We start from the raw sequence: 15,239 nt of genomic DNA, 5'->3' as shown, positions 1-15,239 counted from the left end.
GGTGCCGGGCACCAGCAGGAGCGGCGCGACCATCATCGGCGGCATGCTGCTGGGCTTGTCGCGCAAGGCGGCGACCGACTACTCGTTCTTCCTTGCCATCCCCACGCTGATCGGCGCCGGCGCGTACAGCCTCTACAAGGAGCGCGCGCTGCTGTCGGCGGCCGACATTCCGCTGTTCGCCGTGGGCCTGCTGTTTTCCTTCGTGAGCGCCTGGGCCTGCGTGCGCTGGCTGCTGCGCTACATCAGCCGCAACAGTTTCGTGCCGTTTGCTTGGTACCGCATCGCCTTCGGCATCGTGGTGCTGGCGACGGCCTGGACGGGCGCGGTGACCTGGGCCGATTGAGGACCGGCGCCGGCCTGTTTTCAAGCAAAAACGGGCCGAAACCCGCGCCAGGAAAGGACGTGTAGCTACTTTTTTTGATGTTGCTGCGTCGCTGCCTTGCGCGCTGCCGCCACGGTTTGCAGGTTCAGGAGCGCCGCCTCGATGGCCGCGGCCGTGGTCAGCGGCTGCTCCATCGGAAAAAGGTGGCTGCCGTCTAGCATCATGATGCGGCCCTGGGTCAGGCGCTCGGTCAGCGCCATGCCGACCTGGCGCATTTCGGCCGAGCTGCGCCCGCCGATGAAGGCGGCCGGGCAGCGCAGCGGGTGGCGGCGCAGCTGGCTGTCCAGGTTGTGCGGCAGGGTGTTGTAGATCTTCGTCTCCACCTCGCGCTCGAAGGCCAGCACGCGCCGGCCCTCCTGCTCGGCCAGGCCGTGCTGCACGTAGTCCTGCAGCACCTCGGGCGCCCAGCGGGCAAAGATCTTCTTGCGCCGGAAATGCTCCAGCGCCTCCTCGGCGCTGGCCCAGCTGGTGCGCCGGGCGCGGCTCACGCGCCCGGGCGACAGGGCGCCCATGACTTGGGCACGCTTGGCCACGCCCACGGCGCCGGCGCGCCAGCCACCGATCAGGGGCGAGTCGATCAGCAGCACGCCGCGCGCCAGCTCGGGGTGGCGCGACGCGGCCATCGCGCTCAAAAAGCCGCCCAGCGAATGCCCGACCAGAAAGGCCTGCTCGCCCGTGCGCTGCTGCTCGGCGGCGGCGAAGTCGGCCAGCTGCTGCACCAGGTGCGGCCAGTTGTTGGACACGGGGTAGCGCGGGTCGTGGCCGAAGCGCTCAACGGCGCTCACCGTGAAGCCGCGCTCGCGCAGGAGCGAGAACAGCACGCGGTAGGTGCCGGCGGGAAAACTGTTGGCGTGGGAAAAGACGATGGCTGCCATGGTGGATCGATACGTCGTGGCGGCCGCCCTGCAGGCCCCCGAGGGCGGCAAGTGTAGGGCGTTGCGCGCAGCCAACCGGCTGCCCGGCAGCGCTGCAACAGGTTCCGGTTTTGGGACAATCCGGCCGATGAACGACGCCCATGCCGACTACGCCCCGGCAGCCCCGCCCGCCGCGCTGCCGCGCGCGCCCCTGAAGCTCAGCTGCATCGTGCCGGCCCACAACGAAGAGGCCAACCTCGAGCCCTTCGTGCGCGCCCTGGCCGAGGCGGTGCGCGCGCTCACGCCCGAGTTCGAGATCGTCATCGTCAACGACGGCAGCCGCGACGGCACGCACGAGGCGGCGCTGCGCCTGCTGCAGGGCCTGCCCGTGCGCTACCTGGCGCTGTCGCGCAACTTCGGCAAGGAGGCGGCGCTGTCGGCCGGCATAGACCACGCGCGCGGCAACGCGGTGCTGCTGATCGACGCCGACTTCCAGCACCCGCTGGCCATGCTGCCGCAGATGCACGAGCTGTGGGCCATGGGCTACGACATGGTCTATGGCGTGATCGCCGACCGCACGGCCGAGGGCAGCGCCAAGCGCCTGGGCACCAGCCTGTTCTACCGCTTGCTCAACAGCGGCAACAAGGTCAAGGTGCCGCCGCACGCGGGCGACTTCCGCTGGATGGACCGGCGCGTGGCCGAGGCGCTCAAGTCCCTGCCCGAGCACCACCGCTTCATGAAGGGGCTGTACGCCTGGGTGGGCTTTAAAACGGCGGCCCTGCCGTTCGTGCCGCAGGACCGCGCGGCCGGGGCGTCCAGCTTCAACCTGCGCCGCCTGGGCTCGCTGGCGCTGCTGGGCCTGACGTCGTTTACCACGTTGCCGCTGCGCGTGTGGAGCGTGGTGGGCAGCGTGGTGGCGCTGGTGGCGCTCGGCTATGGCGCCTGGATCACGGTGGAGACGCTCATGTTCGGCAACGACCTGGCGGGCTGGCCAACGCTGGCGGCCGGCATCATGCTGTTCTCGGGCGTGCAGCTGATGTCCATCGGCGTGCTGGGCGAGTACATCGGGCGCATCTACGACGAGGTCAAGCACCGCCCCAGCTACCTGGTGGCGCGCGACGAGGACCACAGCCCGCTGCGCGAGCGCTCCCGGCCATGAGGGCGTTGCAGGCCGGCCTGCGGCGCCTGCGCGCGCTGCCCCAGGTGGCGCAGTTCGTGCTGGTCGGTGGGGCGGCAGCAGCCACTCACCTGCTGGCCGTGGCCGCCTGGGTGGGCTGGGGCGGGCTGGCGCCGCTCGAGGCCAACGGGCTGGCCTTTTTGCTGGCTTTTTGCGTGAGCTACGGCGGCCACGCCGCACTGACCTTCGCCTCGGCCCATGCCTGGCGCTGGGGGGCGGCGGGGCGCTATTTTCTGGTGGCCTCTGCCTCGTTTGCCGCCAACGAGGCGCTCTACGCGCTGGCGCTGCACTGGCTGCACTGGCACTACCTGTGGAGCCTGCTGGCGGTGCTGCTGCTGGTGGCGGCGGGCACCTTCGTGCTGAGCAAGTTCTGGGCGTTTCGCGCGCCCCGCCACGCATGAGCGCGGCGCAGAACACAAGCGTGCCCGGCCTGGTCCTGTGCGCCGACGACTACGCGCTGCACCCGCTGGTGGACGCGGCCGTGCAGCAGCTCGCACGCGCGGGCCGGCTGTCGGCCACCAGCTGCATGAGCACCGCCCCGGGCTGGCGCGAGGCCGCGCCGGCGCTGCGCGAGCTGCGCCCGGAACTGTCGGTGGGCCTGCACTTCAATCTGACCGAGGGCCACGGCGGCGCCTGCACGGCGCAGGGCTTGGGCGAGGTGCTGCGCGCGGCCTACCTGCGGCGCCTGCCGCGCCGCCGGCTGCAGGCGGCTTGGCGCGCCCAGCTCGACGCGTTCGAATACGTCATGGGCACGCCGCCCGACTTCATCGACGGCCACCAGCACGTGCACCAGCTGCCCGGCGTGCGCGAGGCGCTGCTGGCCGAGCTGCGCTCGCGCTACGCCGCGCACGAGCTGCCCTGGGTGCGCTCGACCCGGCCGGCGGGGGGGCTGTGGCGCGCGCCCAAGGCCGCCGTCATCGCCCTGCTGGGGGGACTGCGCGCCACGCGGCTGCTTGCCGCGGCCGGGGTGCCCATGAACCGGGGCTTCGGCGGGGTCTATGGCTTCGACGCGCCGGACGTGGCCGGTTACCGCACCCACATGCAGCACTGGCTGGCGCAGATGCGTGCGGGCGCGCTGCTGATGTGCCACCCTGCCACGGCGCCCGTGCCCGGGGACGCCATCGGCGCGCAGCGGGCGGTGGAGTTCGCCTACCTGGCCTCGCCCACCTTCGGTGAAGACCTGCGGGCGGCCGGGCTGCAGGTGCACCAGGGCCCGCTGCGCTGTTAGGGCGTGAGGCGCCTGCGCGCTCCGCTCAGCCGCCCGGCGTGCGCACGCAGGCGGCCGGCACCCAGGCGCGCCAGTGCAGCTGCAGCGGCGCTGCCGTGGCCGACCAGGGCCAGGCGAACTGCCAGCGGCCCTCATGCACCTGCAGGCCGGAGTCGGGTGACAGGGCGTCTAGCGGGGCAGGGGGCAGGGGCGGCTCGCCGTCTTCGCGGATCCACAGCGCGCCGTGGGTAGCCAGGCGCTGCGCGCTCACCCAGGGTGAGTAGCGCGCGTCGCCCGGGATCAGCACCGACGGCGTATCGGGGTGCGGCACGGCCGCCAGGCCCGCCAGCCAGTAGCTGCCGGCCACCACGTCCAGCGGGCAGCGCGACAGCGCGCTCCAGGTCGCGCCGGCCTGGGCGGCAATCGCCTGCTGCGGCCAGTCGGTGCGTGCCGGCCGCTGGCGCCATTGCGCGCCAAAGGCCAGGTAGCCCAGCGACAGCAGCGTGGCCAGCGCCAGCCACGCCAGCAGGCCGCGCAGCAGCGGCGCGCGCAGCGCGGGCAACCGGTGCCCGGGCAGCCAGGCGGCGACCAGCAGGCCGCTGAAGGCCCACATGGGCATGCCCCACAGGTCGCGGATGCGGATGCCCAGCAGCAGGCCCAGCAGCGTGACCAGCAGCCCAGGGCCCAGGGCCAGCAGCAGCAGGTAGCCGGGCCGGCCGGTTTGCAGGCGCCAGCGCCCGCCCGCACGGGTAGCCAGCGCCGGTCGGCGCGTGCGCCACAGCGCCACCAGCACGATGAGCGCCAGCGGCAGGTGGTTGAGCGCCTGCGTGCCCAGAAAGCCCAGGGCCGCCAGGCGCGGATGGGTGCTGTGCGAGGCCGAGCGCTCGCCGGCATAGGCCATGGGCAGCCAGTCCGACTGCCACAGCCACAGCAGGTGCAGCGCGAGCAGGGCCAGCGCCAGGGCGAGCGCCAGCCACGGGCCGCGCCCGGCCAGCAGGCGCCGGTCGGGCCCGGCCACCAGGTACAGCGCCAGACACAGCAGCACGATGCCTATGGAGTATTTGGTCAGCAGGCCCAGGCCGGCCAGCGCCCCCAGCGCCGCCCAGTAGCGCGCGCGGCCGTTCTGCACGGCCGCCAGCAGCGCCCAGCCCAGGCCCGCCCACAGCGGCATCTGTGCGATGTTGTGGTTGAACTCCAGCGCCGGGCGGCTGTAGAAGGCCACGCCCAGGGTCAGCAGCGTGCCCAGCAGCGCCCGCTCGCGCGACACGAGACGCCGCCCCGTACACCAGACGAACCACAGCGTGCCGGCGATGCACAGCTGGCTCAGCAGGTAGGGCCCGAGGCTCCCGAAGGCGCGGTAGGACAGGTGCAGCACCCAGGGCGCCAGCGGCGGGTGCTTGTAGTAGCCCCACTGCCATTCGCGGCCCCAGGCCAGGCTCTCGACCACGTCCAGCGGAAAGCTGGGCGCCAGCCACGCGGGCAGCAGCGTCCAGGCCAGCAGGTAGAGCGCCGCGGCGGCCAGCAGCAGGCGCCGTGGCCATGGGGCAGGGGCGGGCAAGCCGGCGGGGCCGTTCATGGCGCCGGGGCCGACAGCAGGGCCCTGAGCCGGTAGAGCGCGTCCAGCGCCTCGCGCGGGCTGAGGGTGTCCGGGTCGATGCGCGCCAGGGCCTCCTCGGCGGCGCTGGGTGCGGCGGGCGCTGCGCTGGCCGGCGGCGGAGCGAACAGGTCCACCTGCAGCTGGTCGCTGGCGGCGCGCTCTTCCAGGGCCGCCAGCACGTGGCGCGCCTGCTGCAGCACGCTGGCCGGCATGCCCGCCAGCCGCGCCACCTGCACGCCATGGCTGCGGCTGGCCGGGCCGGGCTGCAGCTCGTGCAGGAACACGATGTCGCCGCCCGACTCGGCCGCGCCCACGTGCATGTTGACTGCGTGCGGATGGCGCGCGGCCAGCTCGGTCAGCTCGAAGTAGTGCGTGGCAAATAGCGTGAAGGCGCGCGTCCTGTCGTGCAGGTGCGTGGCGATGCTGCTGGCCAGCGCCAGGCCGTCGAAGGTGCTGGTGCCGCGGCCGATCTCGTCCATCAGCACCAGCGACTGGGCCGTGGCGCCGTGCAGGATCTGCGCCGCCTCGGTCATCTCCAGCATGAAGGTGGACTGGGCGTTGGCCAGGTCGTCGGCCGCGCCGATACGGGTGTGGATGGCGTCGATCGGCCCCAGCCGGCAGCTGCTGGCCGGCACGTGGCTGCCCATGCTGGCCAGCAGCACGATCAGCGCCACCTGGCGCATGTAGGTCGATTTGCCGCCCATGTTGGGGCCGGTGATGATCTGCATGCGCGTGTTGGCGTTCAGGCGCGTGTGGTTGGCGATGAAGGCGCCCCGGCTGGTCTCGGCCAGCCGCGCCTCGACCACCGGGTGGCGGCCAGCCTCGATTTCGATGCAGGGCTGGTCCACGAACTGCGGCCGGCACCAGTCCAGGGTGAGCGAGCGCTCGGCCAGCGTGCACAGCACGTCCAGCGTGGCCAGCGCCCGCGCCAGGCGCCCGAGGGCCGGCACCTGGGGCTGCAGTTGTTCGAGCAGCTGCTCGTAGAGCCATTTCTCGCGCGCCAGCGCCCGCTCCTGCGCCGACAGGGCCTTGTCCTCGAAGGCCTTGAGTTCGGGCGTGATGAAGCGCTCAGCGTTCTTGAGGGTCTGGCGCCGGCGCCACTCGGGCGGCACCTTGTCGGCGTGGCTGCTGGTGACCTCGATGTAGAAGCCGTGCACCCGGTTGAACTGCACGCGCAGGTTGGTGATGCCGGTGCGCTCGCGCTCGCGCGCCTCCAGCTGCAGCAGGAAGTCGTCGCAGTGGTCGCGGATGCCGCGCAGCTCGTCGAGCTCGGCGTCGAACCCCGCGGCGATCACGCCGCCGTCGCGCACCAGCGCCGCGGGCTCGGGGGCAATCGCCGCTTCGAGCAGTGGCAGGCATCCGGCAGGAGGCCGAAGGTTTTTGAAGACTTCAGTCAAAAGTGGCTCTTGCCCGCATGGGGCAACGGCAAGCAGCTCTGTTTTCCGTAGCGTCGAGGCCAGAGCCACCAGCTCGCGCGGGCGCACCTGCAGCAGCGCGATGCGGGCGCTGATGCGCTCGGCGTCGCACACCCCGCGCAGCTGCTCGCGCAGCGTCCGCCAGGGCTGGGTGCCCGCGCCGTCGCCGCGCAGGGCTGCAGTGGCCGCCAGGCGCCGGCGCGCCTCGGTGCGCTCGCGCCGGGGCTCGAGCAGCCAGGTGCGCAGCAGGCGGCTGCCCATGCCGGTCATGCAGGTATCCAGCAGCGACAGCAGGGTGGGCGAGTCCTCGCCGCGCAGGGTGCGGGTGAGTTCCAGGTTGCGCCGCGTGGTCGCGGGCAGCTCGATCAGCTCGCCTGCGCGCTGCACGTGCAGCCCCTGCACGTGCGGCAGCGCCCGGCCCTGGGTGTGCTCGGCGTAGTGCAGCAGGGCGGCGGCGGCGGCGTGCGCCAGGGGCAGGTCCGAGGCGTCCCAGGCGTCGAGGCTGGCCGCGCCCAGCTGGGCCAGCAGCTGGCGCTGACCCAGGCCGGCATCGAACTGCCAGTCGGGCCGCCCGCAGGCCGGGCTGTCGAGCTGGCCGCCCTGGCGCAGGGCGGCGAGCTGCTGCGCCAGCGCGGGCGCGGCGCTGGCGGCGTGGATCACTTCGCTCGGGGCGATGCGGGCGAGCCAGCCGGGCAGCTCGCCCTCGGCGCACTCGGCCAGGTGGACGACGCCCTGCGTGACGCTCAGCCAGGCCAGACCCAGGCGGCGCCGCGCGCCCTGGTGCAGAGCCAGCAGCAGGGCCTCGCTCTTGTCGGGCAGCAGTTCGCTGTCGGTGAGCGTGCCGGGAGTGACCACGCGCACCACCTTGCGCTCCACCGGTCCCTTGCCCGCGCCCACCTCGCCCACCTGCTCGGCGATGGCCACCGACTCGCCCAGCCGGATCAGCCGCGCCAGGTGCTGCTCCAGCGCATGGAAGGGCACGCCCGCCATGACCACCGGCTGCCCGGCCGACTGCCCGCGCTGTGTGAGCGTGAGGTCCAGCAGCTGCGCGGCGCGCTCGGCGTCGGCGTAGAAAAGCTCGTAGAAGTCCCCCATGCGGTAGAGCAGCAGGGTGTCGGGGTGCTCGGCCTTGAGGGCCAGGTACTGGGCCATCATCGGCGTGTGCCGGGAGAGGTCGTCGGGCGAAAGAGCTGCGTTCACGGAAAGAAAGGCGGGGCAGGATGCGGCGCGGAGGGCCGGGTTGCGGGCCGTGCATTGTCTCCGACGCGCCTGTATGGCGTGGGGCAGGGTACCGCCGGCCTGCCTGAACGTCTTAGGTGGAATAAATATTGCTTATTTCATCGCGCAAAGTTATAATTGCCAGCTTGCCGCCCAAGCGCAGCGGCGGTTTTTTGGGGCGCTGCGCGCCCGCGACTGCAGGCCTTGCGCGCCTGCCCTGCGATTTTTCCTCTCCTTTCGGCCTCTTCCTGCCCCTGCGGCGGACCTGTGTCCGCCCCGTGCAGACCGTGGCCGTTTTCCGTCCTTCACTTTTTGTTCAGCAAAGGAAACTGCCTGGTGTCCAAAGAAGATCTCATTGAAATGCAAGGAACCGTCGACGAAATCCTGCCCGACACGCGGTTCAGGGTGACCCTGGAGAACGGGCACACCCTCATCGCCTACTCGGGCGGAAAGATGCGCAAGCACCGCATCCGGGTCCTGGCAGGAGATCGCGTGACGCTGGAGATGTCTCCCTACGACCTGAACAAGGGCCGCATCACCTTCCGCCACATCGAGACACGCGCGCGCACCGGCGCCGCTCCGGCGCGCCGGCGCCGCTGATCTCGGCGCGGCCTGGCTCAGTCGGCCTGCGGGCCGGGCCGGCCATCCTCGACCACGAAACGGGCGAGGGTGAAGGCGTCGCTTGACGCATCCAGGGGGTCGCGCACGGCGCGCAGCGTGGCCTGCCAACGCCCGGGGGTGATGTCGCTTACGCAGTAGCCCCGCTCCTGCGAGCGTGCCAGCAACACGTGCGGGTTGCGCGCCCTCAGGGCATCGAGCCGCTCCTGCGGCACGCTGCTGCGTGAACTGATCGAGGTGCCGCAGAACTCGCTGGCCAGGATGCGCTCGGCGCCCGCACTGCCTTCGGGCGCCATCACGTTGCAGACATAGTTCTGGTGGATGTCCCCGCCCAGCACCACGGTGTTGCGCGGCGGCGTCTGCGCGAGGGCCGCCAGCAGGCGCCCGCGCGCCGCCGGGTAGCCATCCCAGCTGTCGGTGGACTGCCGCCCCGACGCCGAATGGCGCGGCGACAGCAGGGTCTGCTGCGCCAGCACGCTCCAGCGCACCCCCTCGTCCGCAGCGTCGGCGGCCAGCCCGGCATGCAGCCAGCCCTCCTGCTCCCGGCCCAGCAGGGAGCGCCCGGGGTCGGACAGTTCGGCGCAGCCGGCAGCGGCCATGGGCCGCGCACCTGCCGAGCCCGCCGAGCGGCAGGCCTGGCGGTCGCGCCATTGCCGTGTGTCGAGCAGGTGCAGCCGCGCCAGGCGGCCCCAGGCCTGCCGCCGGTACAGCGCCATCCGGTGGAAGTTGCCAGCGCCTGCGAGCGTTGACGCGCGCAGGGGCATGTTCTCGTAGAAGGCCTGCCAGGCCGCGGCGCGCAGCAGCAGGAAGTCCGCAGGGCTGCCCTGGCCCTCGCCGCCGGCGTAGTCGTTCTGTACCTCGTGGTCGTCCCAGGTCACCGTCCAGGGCGCGCAGGCGTGGGCGGCCTGCAGCTGCAAGTCGCTCTTGTGCAGGGCGTAGCGGTCGCGAAAGTCGGTCAGGGTGCGCGCCAGGGGCAGGCCGTGAGTGCGTGCTAGGCCCGTGGTGTCGCGCGGCGTCGCGTATTCGTAGATGTAGTCGCCCAGGAACAGCACCAGATCGGGCTGCTCGGCGGCGGCATGGCGCCAGGCGGCGTAGTGGCCGTGCTCCCAGCGCTGGCAGGAGGCGTGCACCACGCGCAGCCGCGCCGGCAGCTCGTGCGGGGCCGGTGCGGTGCGCGTGCGCGCCGGCGGGCTCACCGCATCGCCCAGCAGGAAGCGGTAGTGGTACCAGCGTCCGGGCTCCAGGCCCTGCACCTCGACATGCACGCTGTGACCCAGCTCGAGCAGGGCGGGCGCCGTGCCGCGCTGGACGATGCGGCGGAAATTCGCGTCGTCGGCCAGCTCCCAGCGCACGGCGAGCGCTCCGGCCCAGGCAGGCGGAGTGTCGCCAGGGAGTGCTTGCAGATCGGTCGGCGGCAACAGCCGCGTCCACAGCACCACGCTATCAGGGCGGGGTTCGCCGCTGGCCACGCCCAGGCCGAAGGGGTCGTGGCGCACGGGCGCCTGCGCCCAGCTCCAGTGTGCGGCGCTGCCGGCCATTGCGGCCCAGGCGGCCCGCAGCAGCAATGCGCGCCGGTCGATCGGCGCGAGCAGGCGGCGCGGCTCCACCCGAGGCCCTCAGGCAGCCACGACGCGGTTCTTGCCGCTGCGCTTGGCCAGGTACATGCCCTGGTCGGCGCGGCGTATGGCTTCGGCGCCGTCCTGCGGGTTCTTCAGCTGCGCCACGCCGGCGCTGAAGGTGATGAGCACGCGCTCCGAACCCTTGAGGAAATACCGGGTGGTGAGTTCGCGCTGCAGCCGGCGCATGACTTGCACGCCGTCGTCCAGGCCGGTGTCGGGCAGCAGGATGACGAACTCCTCGCCCCCGTAGCGCGCAAGCTGGTCCTTGGGCCTTAGTACCTGCCGAGCCACCTCGGCCAGGTGCACCAGCGCCTCGTCGCCCGCCGTGTGGCCCAGCCGGTCGTTGATGGCCTTGAAGTTGTCCAGGTCCAGCAGGGCAATGCACAGGGGCGATTCCTGGTGCTGGGCGCGCAGGATCTCGCGCTCCAGCGCTTCGTCGAGCCCCTTGCGGTTGAGCGAACCGGTCAGTGGGTCCTGGCGTGCCAGGGCGCTGGCATGGTCGAGCTCCTGACGCAGCTGGTCTATCTCGGCATGGCTGGCCTCGCCTCGCGTGCGCAGGTCCAGCAGCTCGCTGCGAGTGATGCGGCTGGTCAGCGCCATTGCCCGCGTGGCGTCGATCACCTCCTGCAGCACCGGGGTGATCTCCTGCAGCTGCGTCGCACGGCTGATGCGCTCGGCGTACTGTTCCATCTGGCTGTGATAGCTGCTGCTCGATTCATCCATCTGCGCCAGCCGCTCGATGAAGGCAGCCAGCAGCTCGCGCATCTGCTCCTGCGCCTGTACCAGGCGGTCCTTGGCGTTGGTCTGCTTGAAAATCACGTCCTTGAGCCGGCGCTCAAGTTCCTCCAGGCGCCGCAGGTTGAGCGGTGGCGTTGAGGCGCCCAGCAGTGCTTCGACCTGGCCGTGCAGCCATTCGTCGTCGATGCTCAGGGCGGAGATGTTGTCCAGCACCAGGTGCAGCAGCTCGAGCAGGCGCCCGCGGACGGCGCCATGGTCGAGCACGGCAAACGACAGGCGGTGGCTGAAGTCGGCCAGCATCCGCTCGACGATGGACACGCCCGGCTGCGGCCCGCGCAGCACCGAGGAAAGCTGCAGGGCCATATCCTGCAGACGGCCGTCGTCCTCGCCCAGGACGAGCACGCTGTGGTCCACCAGGCGCGCGACCGTCTCCGCCAGGCGCGTGGGCACCTGCTCCACCGGCTCATCGTCCACGAGCGGGTCGGCGATCGCTGCGGCCGAGCCCTGGACGTCCAGGTTGGCGTAATCGACCATGACGCTTTGCACCGCCAGCCAGCTTTGCTGGGCCACGGCCTGGCCAAGCAGGTGGTGCAGGCGTTTTTGCGCCGGTGTCCGGGTGGGCAGCACGCGCAGGATGGCGCGCAGCGACACGTCCGGAAAAGGCGCGGGGCTGGCCGCTCCAGCGATCTCGTCGTAGAGGCTCTTATAGTTGTCAGGCGAGGGGCTGAGCCGACGCGCAGCCAGCAGGCGAAGCGTCTCGCGCGCGATTTCGGAAGGAATCTTCGGGCCGGCCATCTGCAGAAAGCGAGGGGGGATGCAAAGCTGCAAAGTGTGACAGAAGACTGCTCCCGCCCGGCGCAGTCCGGCGGCCTCTCAGTTGACCAGCACCAGTTTGCCCATCACCGCGCGCGCAGCCATGCGCTCGTACGCGGCGGGCAGCTGGCCCATGGGCATGGTGCGGTCGATCACCGGGCGGATGCGGCCTTCGGCGTACCAGCGGGCCAGCTCACCCATCATGGCGGCGTTGGCCCGGGGCTCGCGCTTGGCGAACTCGCCCCAGAACACGCCCACCAGCGAAGCCCCCTTGAGCAGCGGCAGATTGAGCGGCAGCGCCGGGATCGGCCCCGCCGCGAAACCCACGACCAGGTAGCGCCCACGCCAGGCGATCGAGCGGAAGGCCGGCTCGGCCAGGTCACCGCCGACAGGGTCGTAGATGACGTCGGGCCCCTTGCCATCGGTGAGCGAGCGCAGGGCGCTGCGCAGGTCCTGCTGGCTGTAGTTGACAACAGCGTCCGCCCCCGTCTTCAGGCACAGGTTGCATTTTTCCTCGCTGGAGGCGGCGGCGATGACGCGTGCGCCGGCCGCCTTGGCGATCTGGATGGCCGCCGTGCCCACCCCCCCAGCGGCGCCCAGCACCAGCACGGTCTCGCCGGCCTGCAGACGCGCGCGGTCCATCAGGGCATGGTGCGAGGTGGCGTAGGTCATGATGAAGGCGGCGCCATCGACATGCGCGAAGCCTTCGGGCAGGGGCAGGCAATGCGCGGCGGGGGCGCAGACGTGCGTGGCAAAGCCGCCGGTGCCGCTCAGGCAGGCCACGCTCTGCCCCGGCGCGATGCCCTGCACGCCTTCGCCCACGGCCTGGACCACGCCCGCCCATTCCGCGCCCGGCACGAAAGGCAGGGGCGGCTTGATCTGGTATTTGCCCTGCACCATCAGCAGGTCGGGAAAATTCAGGCTGGCGGCGCGGATCTCCACCAGCACCTCTCCGGCCTTGGGCTCGGGTGTAGGCAGTTCGGTCCAGGCCAGGTTTTCCACGCCCGTGGCGTCGGGGCAAAGCCATGCGTGCATCAGAGGTCTCCGTGGTGCTTGCGAGGTCAAAAACCGGGTGATCTTAGGGGGGCGCGCCAGCGCTGCCTTGTCCCTTGCGCGACCGCAGCGACGTTGTCGGCGCCCTCCTACAATGCTCGCCAACCAGCCCGCAAGATCCATGAAGATACTGATTTCCAACGACGACGGCTACCAGGCGCCCGGCATCGTGGCGCTGCACGCCGCGCTGCAGGACATCGCCGATGTCGAGGTCGTGGCTCCCGAGCACAACAACAGCGCCAAGTCCAACGCCCTGACGCTGCATTCGCCCCTCTACGTGCAGCGCGCCGCCAACGGGTTCCGCTACGTGAACGGCACGCCTGCCGACTGCGTGCATATCGCCCTCACGGGGCTGCTGGGCTACCGGCCCGACCTGGTGGTCTCCGGCATCAACAACGGTGCCAACATGGGTGACGACACCATTTATTCCGGCACCGTCGGGGCGGCCATGGAGGGCTTTTTGTTCGGCATCCCCGCCATCGCCTTCTCGCAGGTGGACAAGGGCTGGGGCGAGATCGAGGCAGCGGCGTGCAAGGCGCGCGAGATCGTCCTGCAGATGCAGCGTGGCAGCCTGGTCGGGCAGGTGCCGTGGCTGCTCAACGTCAACATTCCCAACCTGCCGCTTGAGGCGCTCAAGCCGCTGCGCCTGTGCCGCCTGGGGCGGCGGCACGCGGCCGAGCGCGTGATTGAGCAGCAAAGCCCGCGCGGCGAGGTCATGTACTGGATCGGCGGCGCCGGCGCCGCCAAGGACGATGCCGAAGGCACGGATTTCCACGCCACGGCGCACGGCCATGTGGCGGTCACACCGCTCAAGGTGGACCTGACCGACCACGATGCGCTGGGCTACTGGGCACAGACCGTGGTCCGGATGGCGCAGGCTGGCGACCCGCCGGCGCAGGACGAGGCGACCTGATGACGCAGCAGCGCCGTCCTGGCTTTCCCGCGCGGATGGACTGGCATCCGCCAGGCGCCGCGGTGGGGCCGGGCACGGCACGGGCGCAGCGCGGCGCGGCGCCCACGCCGCCCCAGGGGCTGGGCCTGGACTCGGCGGCGGTGCGCGCGCGCATGGTGCAGCGCCTGGCCGCGGGCGGCATCGCGGCGCAGCCGGTGCTCCAGGCCCTGGGGACGGTCGAGCGCCATTGTTTCGTGGACACCGCGCTGGTCAACCAGGCCTATGAAGACACCAGCCTGCCCATAGGACTGGCGCAGACCATCTCCAAGCCCAGCGTGGTTGCGCGCATGACCGAACTGTTGCTGGGCGCCGAATGTGCCCGCGGCCAGGCGCTCGGGCGCGTCCTCGAGATCGGCACGGGCTGCGGCTACCAGGCCGCCGTGCTGGCGCACCTGGCGCGCGAGGTCTACACCGTCGAGCGCCTGCGCGCCCTGCACGAGAAGGCGCGCGAGCACCTGCGGCCGCTGCGACTGGCCAATGTCCACCTGATCCTGGGCGACGGCATGCTTGGCTACCCCGCTGGCGCGCCCTATGCCGGCATCATCGCCGCGGCAGGCGGCGACAGCCTGCCGCAGGCCTGGTGCGAGCAGCTGGCCGTGGGCGGGCGGCTGGTGGCGCCCATGGCGGCGGGTGACGGGCGCCAGGTTCTGCTGGTCGTGGACCGCACCATCCAGGGCTTTCGGCAGAGCGTGCTCGAGAGCGTCAATTTCGTCCCTTTAAAATCGGGGATTGCCTGAAGGGATAGCTGCAGATGATGTTGGGATTGCGTGCTCGTGGAAGCTTTGGTCTGGCCGTGCTGACGGCTGCACTGCTGGTGGCAGGTTGTGGCACATCGCTCAACCGGGCCCCGGTCGAGGACAGGGGGACGGCGGTGGGCGGCCAGCCCGCGCCCTCCGTCGCGGGTCAGCCCGACCCCAAAACCCTGCCCGGCGCCGAGAATGCTGGCAAGCCCGGCTACTACACCGTCAAACCGGGCGACACGCTGATCCGCATCGGCCTGGAGCATGGCCAGAGCTGGAAAGACCTGACGCGCTGGAACAGCCTGGACAACCCCAACCTGATCGAAGTGGGCCAGGTGCTGCGCGTTGTGCCGCCGACAGCGGCTACCTCTGCCGCGGTCGTGGCGGCCGACACGGGCGTGGTCACCCGGCCTGTGGCGCCGGGCAGCGCCGCCACCACTCCGCCGGCGCCCGCTGCCAAGCCGGAGGCGCCGTCGCAGGCGGCAACGGTGGATGAATTGAACTTCATCTGGCCTTCTACGGGCACACTGATCGCCGGATTCGACGAGGCGCGCAACAAGGGCCTGGACCTTGCCGGCAAGGCGGGCGACCCCATCGTGGCGGCGGCCGACGGGCGGGTGGTGTATGCCGGTGCCGGGCTGCGCGGCTACGGCAATCTGGTCATCCTCAAGCACAACAACACCTATCTGACGGCCTACGCGCACAACAAGACGCTGCTGGTCAAGGAGGACCAGAACGTGCGGCGCGGCCAGAAGATCGCCGAAATGGGCAGCACCGACACCGACCGTGTGAAGCTGCACTTCGAGATCCGCCGCCAGGGCAAGCCGGTCGATCCGGCGCGCTACCTGCCCGCGCG

Annotated in this window: 14 protein-coding genes; 8 read left to right on the top strand and 6 right to left on the bottom strand. The window is 71.3% G+C overall.

Going from position 1 to position 15,239, the window contains the following annotated elements:
• Positions 1–343, top strand: a 343-nt coding sequence (locus RT051_RS12610) for an undecaprenyl-diphosphate phosphatase (RefSeq protein WP_313077238.1), incomplete at its 5' end; no start/stop codon positions are given.
• Positions 344–408: 65 nt separating this feature from the next.
• On the opposite strand, the gene RT051_RS12605 is transcribed toward RT051_RS12610, so the two are convergent.
• The gene (locus tag RT051_RS12605) at positions 409–1,257 is read right to left on the bottom strand and encodes an alpha/beta hydrolase (RefSeq protein ID WP_313077237.1); all 849 of its coding nucleotides are present in this window, start codon (positions 1,255–1,257) and stop codon (positions 409–411) included.
• A gap of 127 nt (positions 1,258–1,384) precedes the next feature.
• Here RT051_RS12605 and RT051_RS12600 point away from each other — a divergent pair, with 127 nt between their 5' ends.
• The 3 genes from RT051_RS12600 to RT051_RS12590 are packed head-to-tail and all read left to right on the top strand — an operon-like array spanning position 1,385 to position 3,641.
• Entirely contained in the window at positions 1,385–2,395 is a 1,011-nt protein-coding gene (locus RT051_RS12600) for a glycosyltransferase family 2 protein (protein ID WP_313077236.1), read from the top strand.
• Positions 2,392–2,814: a GtrA family protein gene (locus RT051_RS12595; RefSeq protein WP_409520607.1), complete on the top strand. Its 423-nt coding sequence runs from the start codon at positions 2,392–2,394 to the stop codon at positions 2,812–2,814. The genes RT051_RS12600 and RT051_RS12595 overlap by 4 nt, the downstream gene beginning before the upstream one ends.
• Complete coding sequence (locus RT051_RS12590; RefSeq protein ID WP_409520606.1) at positions 2,811–3,641, top strand: ChbG/HpnK family deacetylase; 831 nt, start codon at positions 2,811–2,813, stop codon at positions 3,639–3,641. Before RT051_RS12595 ends, RT051_RS12590 begins: the two co-directional genes overlap by 4 nt.
• A gap of 25 nt (positions 3,642–3,666) precedes the next feature.
• Here the strand turns inward: RT051_RS12590 and RT051_RS12585 are convergent, their stop codons facing one another.
• On the bottom strand, positions 3,667–5,196 hold the full coding sequence (locus RT051_RS12585; protein ID WP_313077234.1) for a glycosyltransferase family 39 protein: 1,530 nt from the start codon (positions 5,194–5,196) through the stop codon (positions 3,667–3,669).
• Complete coding sequence (mutS, locus tag RT051_RS12580) at positions 5,193–7,787, bottom strand: DNA mismatch repair protein MutS (RefSeq protein ID WP_313077240.1); 2,595 nt, start codon at positions 7,785–7,787, stop codon at positions 5,193–5,195. Before mutS ends, RT051_RS12585 begins: the two co-directional genes overlap by 4 nt.
• Positions 7,788–8,186: 399 nt before the next feature.
• On the opposite strand from mutS, the gene infA reads away from it, so the two are divergent.
• Entirely contained in the window at positions 8,187–8,450 is a 264-nt protein-coding gene (infA, locus tag RT051_RS12575) for a translation initiation factor IF-1 (protein WP_313077233.1), read from the top strand.
• Between the two features lie 17 nt (positions 8,451–8,467).
• On the opposite strand, the gene RT051_RS12570 is transcribed toward infA, so the two are convergent.
• From RT051_RS12570 to RT051_RS12560, 3 genes are all read right to left on the bottom strand, one after another.
• Complete coding sequence (locus RT051_RS12570) at positions 8,468–10,006, bottom strand: alkaline phosphatase D family protein (protein WP_313077239.1); 1,539 nt, start codon at positions 10,004–10,006, stop codon at positions 8,468–8,470.
• Positions 10,007–10,084: 78 nt separating this feature from the next.
• Positions 10,085–11,620: a GGDEF domain-containing protein gene (locus tag RT051_RS12565; protein ID WP_313077232.1), complete on the bottom strand. Its 1,536-nt coding sequence runs from the start codon at positions 11,618–11,620 to the stop codon at positions 10,085–10,087.
• A 78-nt stretch (positions 11,621–11,698) separates the two neighbouring features.
• On the bottom strand, positions 11,699–12,673 hold the full coding sequence (locus RT051_RS12560; protein WP_313077231.1) for an NADPH:quinone oxidoreductase family protein: 975 nt from the start codon (positions 12,671–12,673) through the stop codon (positions 11,699–11,701).
• A 139-nt stretch (positions 12,674–12,812) separates the two neighbouring features.
• Between RT051_RS12560 and surE the strand changes: the two genes are divergently transcribed.
• From surE to RT051_RS12545, 3 genes are all read left to right on the top strand, one after another.
• On the top strand, positions 12,813–13,604 hold the full coding sequence (gene surE, locus RT051_RS12555; protein ID WP_313077230.1) for a 5'/3'-nucleotidase SurE: 792 nt from the start codon (positions 12,813–12,815) through the stop codon (positions 13,602–13,604).
• A complete protein-coding gene (locus RT051_RS12550) occupies positions 13,604–14,380 on the top strand; it encodes a protein-L-isoaspartate(D-aspartate) O-methyltransferase (protein ID WP_313077229.1) in 777 nt (258 codons plus the stop codon). The genes surE and RT051_RS12550 overlap by 1 nt, the downstream gene beginning before the upstream one ends.
• A 17-nt stretch (positions 14,381–14,397) precedes the next feature.
• A partial coding sequence (locus tag RT051_RS12545) for a peptidoglycan DD-metalloendopeptidase family protein (protein ID WP_313077227.1) occupies positions 14,398–15,239 on the top strand: 842 nt, incomplete at its 3' end.

This window comes from Melaminivora sp. (assembly GCF_032059615.1).
Classification (GTDB): domain Bacteria; phylum Pseudomonadota; class Gammaproteobacteria; order Burkholderiales; family Burkholderiaceae_C; genus Melaminivora.
The sequence above is the reverse complement of the archived record's forward strand: the minus strand, read 5'-3'. Positions and strand labels throughout refer to the sequence as shown.